Source organism: Halobacterium sp. NMX12-1, assembly GCF_040435975.1.
Lineage (GTDB): Archaea > Halobacteriota > Halobacteria > Halobacteriales > Halobacteriaceae > Halobacterium > Halobacterium hubeiense.
Genome location: NZ_CP159204.1, coordinates 1,634,173 through 1,647,166 on the forward strand (window position 1 = coordinate 1,634,173; position 12,994 = coordinate 1,647,166).

The 12,994-nt window shown below is 68.6% G+C and carries 14 protein-coding genes; 9 read left to right on the forward strand and 5 right to left on the reverse strand.

Annotated elements, in window-relative coordinates:
- Nucleotides 1-435 carry a universal stress protein gene (locus ABSL23_RS10225; RefSeq protein ID WP_353633657.1) on the reverse strand — a complete coding sequence of 145 codons (435 nt, stop codon included), beginning with the start codon at nucleotides 433-435 and terminating at the stop codon, nucleotides 1-3.
- A gap of 74 nt (nucleotides 436-509) precedes the next feature.
- Here ABSL23_RS10225 and hisF point away from each other — a divergent pair, with 74 nt between their 5' ends.
- Nucleotides 510-1,319: an imidazole glycerol phosphate synthase subunit HisF gene (hisF, locus tag ABSL23_RS10230; RefSeq protein WP_059056498.1), complete on the forward strand. Its 810-nt coding sequence runs from the start codon at nucleotides 510-512 to the stop codon at nucleotides 1,317-1,319.
- 99 nt (nucleotides 1,320-1,418) lie between these two features.
- Entirely contained in the window at nucleotides 1,419-1,823 is a 405-nt protein-coding gene (locus tag ABSL23_RS10235) for a hypothetical protein (RefSeq protein WP_353633658.1), read from the forward strand.
- Here ABSL23_RS10235 and ABSL23_RS10240 read toward each other — a convergent pair.
- The gene (locus ABSL23_RS10240) at nucleotides 1,820-2,104 is read right to left on the reverse strand and encodes a DNA-directed RNA polymerase subunit L (protein ID WP_059056500.1); all 285 of its coding nucleotides are present in this window, start codon (nucleotides 2,102-2,104) and stop codon (nucleotides 1,820-1,822) included. The two genes, ABSL23_RS10235 and ABSL23_RS10240, sit on opposite strands and share 4 nt — an antisense overlap.
- A gap of 92 nt (nucleotides 2,105-2,196) precedes the next feature.
- On the opposite strand from ABSL23_RS10240, the gene ABSL23_RS10245 reads away from it, so the two are divergent.
- Nucleotides 2,197-3,966: a rhomboid family intramembrane serine protease gene (locus tag ABSL23_RS10245; protein WP_353633659.1), complete on the forward strand. Its 1,770-nt coding sequence runs from the start codon at nucleotides 2,197-2,199 to the stop codon at nucleotides 3,964-3,966.
- Here ABSL23_RS10245 and ABSL23_RS10250 read toward each other — a convergent pair.
- Complete coding sequence (locus ABSL23_RS10250) at nucleotides 3,957-4,577, reverse strand: METTL5 family protein (RefSeq protein WP_353633660.1); 621 nt, start codon at nucleotides 4,575-4,577, stop codon at nucleotides 3,957-3,959. The two genes, ABSL23_RS10245 and ABSL23_RS10250, sit on opposite strands and share 10 nt — an antisense overlap.
- A gap of 54 nt (nucleotides 4,578-4,631) precedes the next feature.
- Nucleotides 4,632-5,018 carry a hypothetical protein gene (locus ABSL23_RS10255; protein ID WP_089649748.1) on the reverse strand — a complete coding sequence of 129 codons (387 nt, stop codon included), beginning with the start codon at nucleotides 5,016-5,018 and terminating at the stop codon, nucleotides 4,632-4,634.
- 112 nt (nucleotides 5,019-5,130) lie between these two features.
- Between ABSL23_RS10255 and ABSL23_RS10260 the strand changes: the two genes are divergently transcribed.
- A complete protein-coding gene (locus ABSL23_RS10260) occupies nucleotides 5,131-7,353 on the forward strand; it encodes a PAS domain S-box protein (RefSeq protein ID WP_353633661.1) in 2,223 nt (740 codons plus the stop codon).
- A 1-nt stretch (nucleotide 7,354) separates the two neighbouring features.
- On the opposite strand, the gene dph2 is transcribed toward ABSL23_RS10260, so the two are convergent.
- The gene (dph2, locus tag ABSL23_RS10265; RefSeq protein ID WP_353633662.1) at nucleotides 7,355-8,392 is read right to left on the reverse strand and encodes a diphthamide biosynthesis enzyme Dph2; all 1,038 of its coding nucleotides are present in this window, start codon (nucleotides 8,390-8,392) and stop codon (nucleotides 7,355-7,357) included.
- 161 nt (nucleotides 8,393-8,553) lie between these two features.
- On the opposite strand from dph2, the gene ABSL23_RS10270 reads away from it, so the two are divergent.
- Genes ABSL23_RS10270 through ABSL23_RS10290 form a run of 5 tightly spaced genes read left to right on the forward strand, consistent with a single transcriptional unit; the run spans nucleotide 8,554 to nucleotide 12,975 of the window.
- Complete coding sequence (locus tag ABSL23_RS10270; RefSeq protein WP_353633663.1) at nucleotides 8,554-9,678, forward strand: extracellular solute-binding protein; 1,125 nt, start codon at nucleotides 8,554-8,556, stop codon at nucleotides 9,676-9,678.
- Nucleotides 9,679-9,682: 4 nt separating this feature from the next.
- On the forward strand, nucleotides 9,683-10,813 hold the full coding sequence (locus tag ABSL23_RS10275) for an ABC transporter ATP-binding protein (RefSeq protein ID WP_353633664.1): 1,131 nt from the start codon (nucleotides 9,683-9,685) through the stop codon (nucleotides 10,811-10,813).
- Nucleotides 10,813-11,721 carry an ABC transporter permease gene (locus ABSL23_RS10280; RefSeq protein WP_353633665.1) on the forward strand — a complete coding sequence of 303 codons (909 nt, stop codon included), beginning with the start codon at nucleotides 10,813-10,815 and terminating at the stop codon, nucleotides 11,719-11,721. Before ABSL23_RS10275 ends, ABSL23_RS10280 begins: the two co-directional genes overlap by 1 nt.
- On the forward strand, nucleotides 11,714-12,526 hold the full coding sequence (locus tag ABSL23_RS10285; protein WP_059056508.1) for an ABC transporter permease: 813 nt from the start codon (nucleotides 11,714-11,716) through the stop codon (nucleotides 12,524-12,526). Before ABSL23_RS10280 ends, ABSL23_RS10285 begins: the two co-directional genes overlap by 8 nt.
- 50 nt (nucleotides 12,527-12,576) lie before the next feature.
- Nucleotides 12,577-12,975, forward strand: a complete 399-nt coding sequence (locus ABSL23_RS10290) for a YlbF family regulator (protein ID WP_353633666.1) — start codon at nucleotides 12,577-12,579, stop codon at nucleotides 12,973-12,975.
- Nucleotides 12,976-12,994 lie beyond the last annotated feature (19 nt).

Genomic DNA, 12,994 nt, shown 5'->3' on the forward strand with positions numbered 1-12,994 from the left:
TCAGTCCACGTGGCGGACGATGTGGACGTCGTAGCGGTCGTCCGCGGAGACGTTCTGTCCGACCGACGTGATGCCGCCGACCATCCGGCCGGCGTTGTCGCTGCCGATGAACACGACGGTCGCGTCGCGTTCGACGGCGAGTTCGCGGACCTCGCGGCTCACGCGGCCGCGGGGCGCGTACTTGTCCACCACCCGATACGCGAACTCGGCGTCCGGGTCGGCGTCGGCCACGCGCTCGGTGAGATTCTGTGCGACTCGCTCGACGCTGAACGACTCGCTGCCCCCCAGCCAGCCGCGCTCGCGGGCCGTCTCGGCGTCCCGGGGAATCGCGGTGACCGCGACGACAGACTCGTCGGTCGCTCCCGAGAACGCGACCGCGCGGCCGAGCGCGGCCCGCGAGAGCGGCGAGTCGTCGAACGCGACGACGTACGTCATGACGTATCCCTCACGGCCGGTCGTTGGATGCCGGAGACGAAACCACTATCGGAGGCTCCCGCGAACTGCGAACTATGCTGACCAAGCGCGTCATCCCGTGCGTCGACGTCGACTTAGACGACGACGGGAACGCCGCCGTCTACACGGGCGTGAACTTCGAGGACCTCGAGTACACGGGCGACCCCGTGGAGATGGCGAAACGGTACAACGAAGCGGGCGCCGACGAGTTCGTCTTCCTCGACATCACCGCGAGCGCGGAGGGCCGCGCGACGATGCTGGAGACCGTCGAGCGCGTCGCCGACGAGGTGTTCATCCCGCTGACCGTCGGCGGCGGCATCCGCGAGAAGGCCGACATCAAGGAGACGCTGCGCGCGGGCGCCGACAAGGTCTCCATCAACACGGGCGCGCTCGAACGCCCCGAGCTCATCACGGAGGGCGCGAAGGCGTTCGGCAACCAGTGCATCGTCATCAGCGTGGACGCCCGCCGGCGCTACGACGAACAGGGCGAGCACTACGAGCAGGTCGATGGCGAGTCCTGCTGGTTCGAGGCGACCGTGAAGGGCGGCCGCGAGGGGACCGGCCGCGACGTCGTCGAGTGGGCGCGCGAGGCCGAGGAGCGCGGCGCCGGCGAGCTGTTCGTGAACTCCATCGACGCCGACGGCACGAAGGACGGCTACGACCTGCCGCTGACGGGGGCGGTCTGCGACGCCGTCTCGACGCCGGTCATCGCCTCCTCGGGCTGCGGGTCGCCACAGGACATGGTGGACGCCTTCGACGCGGGCGCGGACGCCGCGCTCGCGGCCTCGATTTTTCACTACGGGGAGTACAGCATCGAGGAGACCAAGCAGTACCTCGACGACCACGGCGTCCCGGTCCGCCGCTGACGGCGTAACGCGCCCATCTACGGTTTCTCGGCAACGCTTGCGTTCGCCGCTCGTTGATGCTGCGAATGATTTATCACCGAAGTACAACACATTGAGGACATGTCTCACTCTGGCGCGCCCGGGTCGGGGGACCCGGGGACGGACCAGTGCTCGGCCGACGGACCGCTTGACCCGGGGCGTTCGGCGGTGGAAGCCGTCGAATGCGACTCCGCGCGGTTCGTGAACCTCGCGCACTCCGGTCGGGGAGTACAGCCGACGTACCTCGTGTTGACCGACAGCGACGCCGACGCCACGCAGCTGTCGCTGACGGACGTGCTGTCGATGCCGGAGATACAGAACGCGGTCGCGTACTTCGGCGCGGACACCGAGAGCGTCCGCGTCCGCACGCAGTCCGGGCGCCGCGTCGCCCTCGAAGAACACGTCGAAGCGCTCGCCGCGCGCAGCCCGGACCCGGCCTTCGAGTTCGGCGGGCGGCGCTTCGAGCTGTCGGTCGTCCTCGGTTAAGCCGCCGCCTCGAACGCGTCCGCGAAGTCGCGGAGCTCGTCGCCCATCCGCTCGGCCGCCGACTGCAGCGCGTCGAGGGGGTCGGTGCCGTCCTCGGTCTTGATGGTGAGCACCGGCTCGGTCTGCCCGCCGGACTGCTCGGGGTTCATGTCGTACGAGGCCGCGGCGACGCCCTCGGTCTCGAGGAGCGAGCCCTTCAGCCCGTTCATGAACGTGTGGTCCTCCCCGGCAATCTCGATAGTGAGTTCCGCGTCTCCCTTCTCGATAACCCGCAGGTCCATGCGCGTAGGTTCGCTCGTGGCGCGTTTCAACGTTTCGAAGCGACGGCTCGCGGGCGGACTGTTTATGCCGCCGGGGCCAGCCACGTAGAGGTATGAACGTCTCGCCGGTGGTCGTCGTCGCTGCGACCACGCTGGCCCTCCTCGCGGTGACCGCCGCGGTGCCGCGGTTCCGTCGGTTCTCGTCGCTCGCGCGCGCCGCACCCGTCGCCGTGCTCGTCGGTATCGCCGCCGCGGCGGCGCTGGGAACGCTCGACGCCTGGACGGCCGCCGCGTACGCGGCCGTCGTCACCTTCGTCGCGACCGGCATCGCCGTGCTGTCCGTCGGCGAAGGCCGCGCCGCCGTCCGCCGCGTTCGCGGCCGGCTCCTGTTCGGGATTCCGTGGGGGACGCTGCTGGTCGTCGCCGGCGTCGCCGCGTTCTACCTGGTCGTGCAGTTCGGCGCCGCGGGCTCGCCGCTGGTCGTGCCGTTCGTCTCGTGGTCGTACTTCTACCCGCTGGGCATCGTCACGTCGGCGTTCGCGCACGCCAGCCTCGGCCACGTCACGGGGAACCTCGTCGCGACCGTCGCGCTCGCGCCGCTGGCGGAGTACGCGTTCTCCCACTACCCGACCGAACGCGGCCAGTCCTCGTTCGGGTCGCTTCGCACGAACCCCTACGTCCGCGCGCTCGTCGTCTTCCCGGGGGTCGTCCTCGCGGTCGGTCTGCTGACCGGCGTGTTCTCGTGGGGCGCGACCATCGGCTTCTCCGGTGTCGTCTACGCGTTCGCGGGGTTCGCGCTCGTGCGCTTCCCGCTGGCGACCGTGCTCGCGGTGTCGGTCCGCGAGGTGCTGTCGCTGCTGTGGACCGTCGTCCACGACCCCATCACGTACGCCTCCGCGTCGTCGTCGTTCTCGACGCCGTGGTGGGCGGGCGTCTCCGTGCAGGGCCACATGTTCGGGTTCCTCGTCGGCGCCGTGCTCGCCGCCGCGCTCGTCGTCCGCCGCGAGAACCGGCCGTCCGCGGCCCGCATCTGGTTCGGCGCGGTCGTGCTCGCGGCGTCGATGTCCCTGTGGGCGGTGTGGTGGTACGGCGCCGCCGACGAGTACGTGCTGTTCCGCGCGCTCGGCGTGCTGCTGGTCGCCGCGCTCGCCATCGTCCTCACCGCGGCCGTGCGCGCCGACGCGACCACGCTGGTCCGCGACGTGTCCACGCGGAAGGTCGCGTTCCTCGTGTTGCTGTTGCCCGTCGTGACGATGTCGATGGTCGCCGTGCCGGTGAACCTCACCACCGTCGCGGACGCCGACCTCCCCGGCGACCCCGTGGAGGTCCGCGGCTACGAGGTGACTTACGCCGAGGACGTCACCAACGAGCGCGTCGCGGGCGTGGACCTCCCGTACTTCTCGCAGGCGACGAACGTCACCGCCAGCGGCGTCATCGTCGCCAGCCCCGAGCGCGAGGTCTGGACCGAGGAGGTGAGCGCGAGCAGACTCGGCTTCTACGGCGACCAGTCAGTCACGGTCGGCGGCGTCGGCTGGAAGGAGTCCGTCGGCGTCCACCGCCGCGGCTGGGTGCCCGCGGGCGCCAGCGCCGTCTACAACGTCTACGTCACGCCGCCCGAGGGCGAGACGCGCCACGTCTACAGCTCCGAGAACGCCACGGCCGCGCCCGTCGTCGCCGGGCGACAGGTGCGCGTGACGTCGTCGAGCGGCGGCTTCGACCTCGACGTGTTGCGCAACGAGACGGTCGTCGACTCGACACGGATTCCCGGGCAGAACGAGACCGCGGACGCGGGCGGCCTGACGTTCGTGCGGAACGGCAGCCGGGTGTTCGCCGAGTACGGGAACACCACCGTCAGCATCGCCAGCCCGGAGACCTATGAGTAGCCCGCCCACTCGATGCGGAAGACTTCGACGTCTAAGGCTTCGCGCTCGCTGGTGTGGAACTCGAACTGCCGTTCGACGTCGAACTCGGCGGCGAACGCGTGCGTGACCTCGCCGCCCTCGTCGGCGGCGAACGACTCCACGAACGACTTGCTGTCGGCGTTGTGCACGGAGTAGGAGACGCCCGCGACTTCGGCGGTCGCGGCGAGGAACGCGCGGTCGGCGTGCTCGCTGCCGCGCTGCGCGCCGAACGGCGGATTCATCACGACCGTATCTACCTCCGCCAGCGGCGGCCGCGTCGCGTCCCCGAGCAGCCAATCGACCCCGACCGGTGGTTCGACGCGCGGTTCGTTCTCGCGGGCGACGGCGAGCGCGGCCGGGTCGCGCTCGACCGCGAGGACGCGCTCGGGCTCGCGGGTGGCGGCGCCGAGCGCGAGCATCCCCGTGCCCGTACCGAGGTCCGCGACGGTCCGGCCGGCGATGTCACCGTGGAGGTCTGCGAGGTGGAGGAGGTGGGCGGCGAGGGCCGCGGGCGTCGGGTACTGTTCGAGCGCGGCGCTCGGGTCGCGGAACCCTTCGACCGCCGAGAGGCGCCGTTCGAGCGCGCGCTTCATGCCCGGGCCGAGGGCTCCGGGGGCGAAGAAAGCTCCGTCACGAAAGAGAGAACGTCAGTTCAGGGAGAGGCCGTCGACGTCGACGACGAGGCCGTCGCGGCGGGCGCGCTCGGCGACCGCGGAGAGCGCGGGGCGGACTTTCTCGGGCGCGGCGGCCTCACGGACGTCGACGGTGAGGCGGTTCGCGCCGAGGAACGCGGCGTTCTCGACGAGCTCGCGGAGGCGGTCGGCCTCGCGCTGGGTGGCAAGCGAGCAGTCCTCGTCGAAGGCGGCGTCGGCGGCGACCTCGGCGGGGACGTAGCCCTCGTCGGCGAGGTCGTCGGCGAGCGCGCGGAGGTCCTCGCGGGACGCGTCTGCGATGGTGTCCGCGTCGACGGTGACGGGAGTGGAGTCGGTGGGGCGACAGCCCTCGATGGGGCTGGTTCGGCGTGACGTGCTCATCTTGCTCACACATACATGGGGGAAATACAAAAAGCTTTGCTAATGTCTAGTAGTAATTTCTCGGCTGGGGTCGACCCCGTCGTTATTTGCTGAGACGGCCCGATGTGGGCCCATGGCCGCCGGGACGACCGCGACGGGCGGGTCGATACGCGTCCTCCACGTGGACGACGACGACGCGTTCGGCGACCTCGCCAGCACGTACCTCGAACGCGTCAACGCGCGCCTCGACGTCACGACGGTGACCAGCACGACGGACGCGCTCGACCGCCTCGCCGCGCGGGACTACGACTGCGTGGTCTCCGACTACGACATGCCCGAGCAGAACGGCATCGAGTTCCTCGAAGCCGTCCGCGAAGACAATCCCGACCTCCCGTTCGTCCTCTTCACCGGGAAGGGCTCCGAAGAGGTCGCCAGCGACGCCATCTCCGCGGGCGTCACCGACTACCTCCAGAAGGAGACCGGCACCGAGCAGTACGCCGTGCTCGCGAACCGCGTGGAGAACGCCGTCGAGAAGCGCCGCTCGGAGCGCGCGCTCGCCGAGCGCAACCGCCGCCTCGAAACCCTCGTCAGCAACCTCCCCGGGATGGTGTACCGCTGTCGGAACGAGCCCGACTGGCCGATGGAGTACGTCGGCGGCGAGTGCGAGCAGCTCACGGGCTACGCGGCGGCCACGCTCGAAGCCGGCGACGTGGTCTGGGGCGAGGAAATCATCCACCCCGACGACCGCGAGGCGACGTGGGACGCGGTGCAGGACGCCCTCGACGCGGGCGAGCACTTCGAGGTCACGTACCGCATCCGGACGCGGTGTGGCAACCGCAAGCACGTCTGGGAGCGCGGCCGCGGCATCTACGACGCCGACGGCGACCTGCGCGGCATCGAGGGGTTCATCACGGACATCACCCAGCAGCGCGAGCGCCAGCACCGCCTCGAACGCAACACCGAGCGCCTCGAAGCCCTCTTCGAGAACTCCCCGGACATGGTGAACATCCACGACGCCGACGGCGTCATCGTCGACGCCAACGAGCGCATCTGCGAGGAACTCGGCTACGCGCACGACGAACTCGTCGGGAAGACCGTCTGGGACGTGGACGCGACGACCGACCGCGACTCGGTACTCCAGATGGAGTCCGCGATGGAGCGCGGCGACGTCCGCCGCTTCGAGGCCGAGTTCGAGCGCGCGGACGGCTCGACGTTCCCGGTCGAAGTCCACCTCGCGAAACTGGCGGTCGCCGGCGAGCACCAGTTCCTCGCCATCAGCCGCGACGTCAGCGAGCGCGAGGCCCGCGAGGCCGAGCTCCGCCGGCTGAAACGCCAGTACGAGACCGTCTTCGAGAACGCGCAGGACGGCCTGTTCCTGCTGGAGGTCGTCGAGAACGGCGACGACGTCGAGTTCGTCTACCGGCAACTCAACCGCGCTCACGAGGAGATGAGCGGGCTGTCGGCCGACGACATCGTCGGGAAGACCGAGCACGAGGCGTTCCACTCGGCGCTCGGCGAGCAGACCACGTCGTACCACCGCGAGTGCTACGAGCGCCGCGAGCCCGTCCAGTTCGAGGAGGTCTTCGAGTTCCCCGCCGGCGACATCGTCGTCTCCGGCACCGTCTCGCCGGTCGTCGTCGACGGCGAGGTCACGCACCTCGTCGGCGTCACCCGGGACGTCACGGAGTTCAAGGAGCGCGAGCGCGCGCTCCGCCGCGAGCGCGACCGCTTAGAGGAGTTCGCGGACATCCTCAGCCACGATCTCCGCAACCCCCTGAACGTCGCCGAGGGCAACCTCGAACTCGTCCGCGAGCGCCGCGATAGCGACCGCCTCCAGACGGTCGCGGACGCCCACGACCGGATGCGCACGCTCATCGACGACGTCCTCGCGCTCGCGCGGCACGGCCGGACCGCGACCGACCTCGACGACGTGCGGCTGGACGCCGCCGCCGAGCGCGCGTGGGCGACCGTGGAGACGGAGACGGCGACGCTCGTCGCAGACTCCGAGCTGACGGTGCGCGCCGACGAAGGCCGCCTCGCCCAGCTACTGGAGAACCTCTTCCGGAACTCGGTCGAACACGCCGCCGAGAACCCGCCGGAGGACTGCGTGACGGTCCGCGTCGGCGACCTCGCGGACGGGTCGGGGTTCTACGTCGAGGACGACGGCCGCGGCATCCCCGACGGCGACCGCGAGCGCGTCTTCGAGTACGCCTACTCGACGACCGACGACGGCACCGGGCTCGGCCTCAGCATCGTCGCGGAACTCGTCGACGCCCACGGCTGGAGCGTCGAAGTGACCGACGGCGAGGCGGGCGGCACGCGATTCGAGATTACGGGCGTCGAAATAGCGGAGTAGCTTACCAGGTGCCGTGGAACGTGTCGAAGGAGAGGTCTTCGAGGGGCTTGTTGCCCACCGCAATCTCGTACTCGCCGGGGGTCAGCATCGGCTTGTGGAACTGCGGGCCGTCGTCGGTCGTGATGCGCGGACAGCCCGTGTTCACGAACGCGTCCATGTCGAAGTTCCGGAGGCGGTCCGGCGTCACCTCGTCCATCGTGATGAGGTAGGCGTTGTCGTTGTTCTCCACGATCTCGTTGGCCTGGTCCCAGCGACCCTGCCCGATCTTCGTGCAGAAGATGACGCCCCACTTCTCGGCGTCCATCGCCTTGTGGACGGTGGCGTAGCGCTGCTTGAGGAACTTCTCCGTGTCCGCGACTGAGACGGAGTTGTTCACGGGGTCGGCGATGACGACCTTCTTCTCGGGGTGCTCCATCGCGAGCCCGAGCGGGTGGAACTTCCCGCCGCCGACGTACAGCACCTGGTCGGCGTCGATGTCCGCGCTCGCGTAGTTACAACCGAGCACCTGCCCCTCGTGAGTGAGGCGGTCGTCGCCCTTCCGCGTGTGGACCTCGAAGCCGCGCTCGGTCAGCCACTCCTTCATCTCCGGGAAGAGGTTCATGTGCTGGGCGGTCGTGACGAGCCCGACGTCCCCGACCTCCAGCTTCTCGAGGGACTGCTCCATGATGGGCTCGACGTCGACGTTCGAGAACAGCGGCACGTAGATGATCTTCTCGGACTCCTTCATCGGGGAGTGCCCGAAGTGGACGAAGACGTCCGTCCGCCGCATCATGTACGTGTCGAGGTCGCAGGCGCCGTAACACGGCTGCCCCGAAATCAGCACGCGCGTGTCGTCGGGGAGGAGCTTCCGGAGGTCGTCGGCGACCCCGGGCGCGCTGCGCTTCAGTCCCTCGGGGAACTGCAGGCCGACCTTCTCCGCGTCGCGCTCCTCGACCGCCTCCACGATGCGGTCGAGTTCGTAGTCCCACGTCCGGTCGTGTTTCAGGGAGAGTCCGGTGTTCCGGAGGTCTCCCGCCGAACGCGTCTCTTCGTGACTCATTACAGCGGCGTACGGAGTCACGCCGTTTAACGTCGGCGTTTCCCCCCGCTACCGCCACGACACCAGACGGAGCGAGACGCCCGAAAATCCTTGTTGTGGACTCTCATGGAGGAGTGTTGATGCCATCACTGTTTTATGTCGCACTTCGTTTGAGCCCGGGTATGTCAGGCAACGGCCTGGACAACACGGGCGAGAATCGAGACACTAGACACAGCTCTGCGAGCCGCCGAGCGTTCCTTGGTGCGGCCGGGACCGCCGGTGCGAGCGCGCTCGCGGGCTGCACGGGGATGCTCGGCGATAGCGGCGGACCGCAGACGCTCCGCGTTACAGTCTGGAGCGGCAACTACGTCGAGCGCTTCGAGGAGGCCATCCGTCCCATCTTCGAGTCCCGGTTCGACGCCGAGCTCGAGTTGGTCTCCGGGTGGAACTCGCTGCTCGCGAAGATCAAGTCAGCGCCCGCCGACGACCCGCCGTTCGACGTGACGGTCGCGTGCGAACCCATCTACTACAACGGCCGGTCGCAGGGCCTCTTCGAGGAGCTCCGATACGAGGACCACATCCCGAACATCGACAACGTCATCCAGCACTACAAGGACATCCGTCCGCACTCCCACGGCGCCCCCGTCGACGGCGCGCCGCTGAGCATCCTCTACAACACGGACCTCGAGGAGCCCGTGGAGACGTGGAGCGACTTCACCAGCTCCGTCGTCCAGCAGTCCAACGGCGTCGGCGTCGACTCCGGGTTCTGGATCTATCCGCTGCTGGCCGCCGGCGTCGGCACGGACGCCGCGCCCGGCGCACAGGAACTCTACGAAGAACAGCACCACGACGCGCTCATGGACACCATCGAAGCGTGGCCCATCGAGGGGTGGGCGTCCTCCGGGACGGACGTCTGGCAGCAGTTCCAGAACGGCATCGTCGACGCCGCCCAGTGGTACTTCGACCAGGTCTACTACGACATGGAGGACCACCCGAACGTCGAGTTCGCGATGCCCGAGCAGAACGCCGGCTGGATGAACAACTGGGCGGTCGTCCGCGGCACGGACAAACGCCAGCTCGGCGAGGAGTTCATCAACATGCTCCTCGACCCCGAAGTTCAGAGCAAGTGGGCCGAAGACCACCCGCTGTTCTTCACCACGTCGGGGATGTCCTACCCCGACGACCTCGCGCAGTACCTCCCGACCACCGCCGAGGAGGCCGAGCAGTGGTCGATTCCGCAGTGGGAGGAGGTCGCGCCCTACTCCGAGCAGTTCTCGAACAAGTTCAAGCAGATGAAAAACCAGTAAGCCGATGGCTTCCGTCACACTCGCCGACCTGACCAAGGAGTACGGCGACCTGACTGCCGTGGACGGCCTCGACCTCGACGTAGACGACGGCGAGCTACTGTGCCTGCTCGGGCCGTCGGGCTGCGGGAAGTCCACGACCCTGCGGATGCTCGGCGGCCTCGAGACGCCGACCGACGGCGACGTCTACATCGGCGACGACCGCGTCACCGACGAGCCGCCGTACGAGCGGGACACCTCGATGGTGTTCCAGTCGTGGGCGCTGTTCCCGCACAAGAGCGTCATCGAGAACGTCGCGTTCGGCTTGAAGATGGACGGCGTCGGCGAGGACGCACGCCGCGAGCGCGCCCGCGACGTCCTCGACGTCGTCGAGATGGGGGAGTTCGCGGACGCCGACCCCGAAGACCTCTCCGGCGGTCAGAAGCAGCGCGTCGCGCTCGCGCGGTCGCTGGCCATCGAACCGGACGTCCTCCTGCTCGACGAGCCGCTGTCGAACCTCGACAAGCGGCTGCGCGAGCAGATGCAGCTCGAGCTCCGCAACATCCACGACGAGGTCGAGACGACGTTCGTCCACGTCACCCACGACCAGAACGAGGCGTTCACGCTCGCGGACAGCATCGCCATCATGAACGACGGCGACGTCGAACAGGTCGGCGAGCCGCGGGAGGTCTACGACGACCCCGTGAGCCTGTTCGTCGAGGAGTTCCTCGGCGACACGAACCTCGTGGACGCCCGCGTCGAGTCCGAAATCGACGGCGGCGTCGTCGCGGCCACCGAATTCGACGAGTCCATCGAGGTGCCGACGGCGGGCGGCGACGTCGCAGCCGGCGACCCGCTGACCATCTCGTTCCGACCGGAGGAACTCGACGTCTCCCGGGCCGCCGCCGACGGCGGGCAGTCCGCCGCGGTCGCGTCCGAGGACGTGACGACCTCCCTCGAGGGCACCATCACGGACGTCCTCTACCGCGGTTCGTCGGTCCGGTTCTACGTCGAAATCGGGGAGACGAGCGTCTTCTTCGAGCAGAGCGTCGGGGACCAGTCGGACTTCGAGGTCGGCGAACCGGTCGTCGTCTCGTGGGACCCCGCGGACTTGCTCGTCTTCTCGGCGGGTGAACGCGTCGGGCGAGGTGGGACGTGATGGGGGCGCTGGCCGACGAGTCGATGTTCGCGTGGTTCGGCGAACGCATCAAGCGCAGGGACTCCACGTCGGTGTTCCTGCTCGCGCCGCTCGCGGCATTCGAGCTGGTGTTCTTCGTCGTGCCCTTCCTCATCCTCGTGCGGATGAGCTTCAACGCCCAGCCGGAGACGGGGTTCTACGAGACCGGGTGGACGCTCGCCGCGTACGGCGACATCCTCGCGTCGGACCTCTACCAGCAGATGATACTGTTCTCGTTCAAGCTCGGCGTCATCGCGACGGTCGTCGCGGTGGCGCTCGCGTTGTTCTACGCGTACGCCGCCTACCGCGCGGACGGCTTGACGAAGTCGATTCTGCTGTTCTCGATTATCCTCCCGCTGCTGACGACGCTGGTCGTGAAGACGTACGCGTGGCGGCCGCTGCTCGCGCCGAACGGCGTCCTCAACGACTTGCTGCTCTCGGCGGGACTCATCGGGAGCCGAATCCAGTTCGCGCCGTCGCTGTTCGGCACCGTCGTCGGCCAAGTGTACATCGTCTTCCCGTACGCCGTCCTCGCAATCTACAGCGTGTTGTCGACGCTGGACTGGGACGTCGTCGAAGCCGCACGGGACCTCGGCGCGTCCCGGCCGCGGTCGTTCGCCGAGGTCGTCCTCCCCGAGGTGCTCCCCGGGGTCGCGGTCGCGACGGTCGTCTCGTTCGCGTGGAGCGTCGGCGCGTACGCGGCGCCCTCCCAGCTCGGGACGGGCTCGCAGACGACGTTCGCCATGGAAATCGGGAACCTCATGCTCACGAACTTCAACTGGCCGGTCGGCGCGGCGTTCGCCCTCCTGATGCTGGCCGCGATGCTCGCGGCGTCGCTCGCGGTGATTCGCCTGCTCACCGGCTCTATCGGGGGTGTCCAGGATGTCTGAGGCTGTCTCCCGCGAGCGCGTCGAGGACGTCCTGTTCCGCGCGGGCTACTGGCTCGTGCTCGCCGTGCTCATGCTCCCCATCGTCGTCGTCTTCGTGACGTCGTTCCAGCAGTCGTCGTACCTGACGTTCCCGCCGAGCGGCTTCACGCTCGAGTGGTACGCGACGTTCCTCGGAAGTGAGGAGTGGCTGAGCGCGGTTCGGGACAGCGTCCTCATCGGCGTCGGTTCGTCCCTGCTCGCCACCGTCCTCGGCGTCACCGGGTCGCTGGCCGTCCAGCGGTCGGACTCGTGGGCGTCCCGCGTCCTCCCGCCGATCGTCCTGCTGCCGCTGCTCATCCCGCCGGTCGTACTCGGGCTCACCCTCCTCATCTACTTCAACCGCATCGGGCTCACGAACAGCTACGTCAACATCGTCGTCGCGCACGCCCTCTGGGCGACGCCGCTCGTGTTCTTCATTATGCAGTCGGTGTTCGCGCGCTTCGACTGGAATCTCCGGGACGCCGGCATGGACCTCGGCGCGCGACCCGGCCGCGTCTTCTACCACGTCACCCTGCCGAACGTCCGCAGCGGCGTCGTCATCTCGACGGTCGTGGCGTTCATCGTCAGCCTTCAGGAGTTCATCATGGCGCTGTTCCTGAAGTCCTTCGAGGTCCAGACCGTCCCCGTGCTCGCGTGGACGTCGCTGCAGTCCTCGCTCACGCCGATGGTCAGCGTCGTCTCCGCGTTCCTCGTGCTCGCGTCCATCGTCGGCGTGTTGCTCTCGGCGGCCGTGATGAACCTCGAGTGGCTGGCCGAACAGCTGTAGCCGCCCCCGCTTCCGGCAGCTTCAAACCGCCCGAACCCGAACCCCGAGACATGAGCGTCGACTCCGACTCCGCGGCCACGACCGGCACCGCGAACGCCGACGACATCGCGCGCCAGCTCGGCGAAGCCATCGAGCAGTCCCCCGAGTACCAGCGCTACGAGGAGACGAAGGCCGCCGTCGAGGACAGCGAGGAAGTACAGGAGCGCATCAGCGAGTTCGAGGACCTCCGCCAGGAGTTCATGCTCGCGCGTCAGACCGGCGACGCCACCCAGGAGGACGCCAAGAAGGTCGAGGACGCCCAGAAGCGCCTCCACGACCACCCCGTGATGGCCGAGCACCTCGACGCGCAGGACGAACTGGAAGCCAAGTTCGAGTTCCTCAACGACCTCATCTCGGAGCCGCTGGACGTCGACTTCGTCGGCGAGTCCGGCGCGTGCTGTCAGGACTGACTGTTTCTGCGACCGAACC

What these genes read in the sequence shown, in the direction of transcription:
- ABSL23_RS10270 (WP_353633663.1), top strand. Translation starts at nt 8,554, where the DNA reads ATGTCAGGCAACGGCCTGGACAACACGGGCGAGAATCGAGACACTAGA.
- dph2 (WP_353633662.1), bottom strand. Translation starts at nt 8,392, where the DNA reads ATGAGTCACGAAGAGACGCGTTCGGCGGGAGACCTCCGGAACACCGGA.
- ABSL23_RS10280 (WP_353633665.1), top strand. Translation starts at nt 10,813, where the DNA reads ATGGGGGCGCTGGCCGACGAGTCGATGTTCGCGTGGTTCGGCGAACGC.
- ABSL23_RS10255 (WP_089649748.1), bottom strand. Translation starts at nt 5,018, where the DNA reads ATGAGCACGTCACGCCGAACCAGCCCCATCGAGGGCTGTCGCCCCACC.
- ABSL23_RS10240 (WP_059056500.1), bottom strand. Translation starts at nt 2,104, where the DNA reads ATGGACCTGCGGGTTATCGAGAAGGGAGACGCGGAACTCACTATCGAG.
- hisF (WP_059056498.1), top strand. Translation starts at nt 510, where the DNA reads ATGCTGACCAAGCGCGTCATCCCGTGCGTCGACGTCGACTTAGACGAC.
- ABSL23_RS10275 (WP_353633664.1), top strand. Translation starts at nt 9,683, where the DNA reads ATGGCTTCCGTCACACTCGCCGACCTGACCAAGGAGTACGGCGACCTG.
- ABSL23_RS10225 (WP_353633657.1), bottom strand. Translation starts at nt 435, where the DNA reads ATGACGTACGTCGTCGCGTTCGACGACTCGCCGCTCTCGCGGGCCGCG.
- ABSL23_RS10245 (WP_353633659.1), top strand. Translation starts at nt 2,197, where the DNA reads ATGAACGTCTCGCCGGTGGTCGTCGTCGCTGCGACCACGCTGGCCCTC.
- ABSL23_RS10260 (WP_353633661.1), top strand. Translation starts at nt 5,131, where the DNA reads ATGGCCGCCGGGACGACCGCGACGGGCGGGTCGATACGCGTCCTCCAC.
- ABSL23_RS10250 (WP_353633660.1), bottom strand. Translation starts at nt 4,577, where the DNA reads ATGAAGCGCGCGCTCGAACGGCGCCTCTCGGCGGTCGAAGGGTTCCGC.
- ABSL23_RS10235 (WP_353633658.1), top strand. Translation starts at nt 1,419, where the DNA reads ATGTCTCACTCTGGCGCGCCCGGGTCGGGGGACCCGGGGACGGACCAG.
- ABSL23_RS10285 (WP_059056508.1), top strand. Translation starts at nt 11,714, where the DNA reads ATGTCTGAGGCTGTCTCCCGCGAGCGCGTCGAGGACGTCCTGTTCCGC.
- ABSL23_RS10290 (WP_353633666.1), top strand. Translation starts at nt 12,577, where the DNA reads ATGAGCGTCGACTCCGACTCCGCGGCCACGACCGGCACCGCGAACGCC.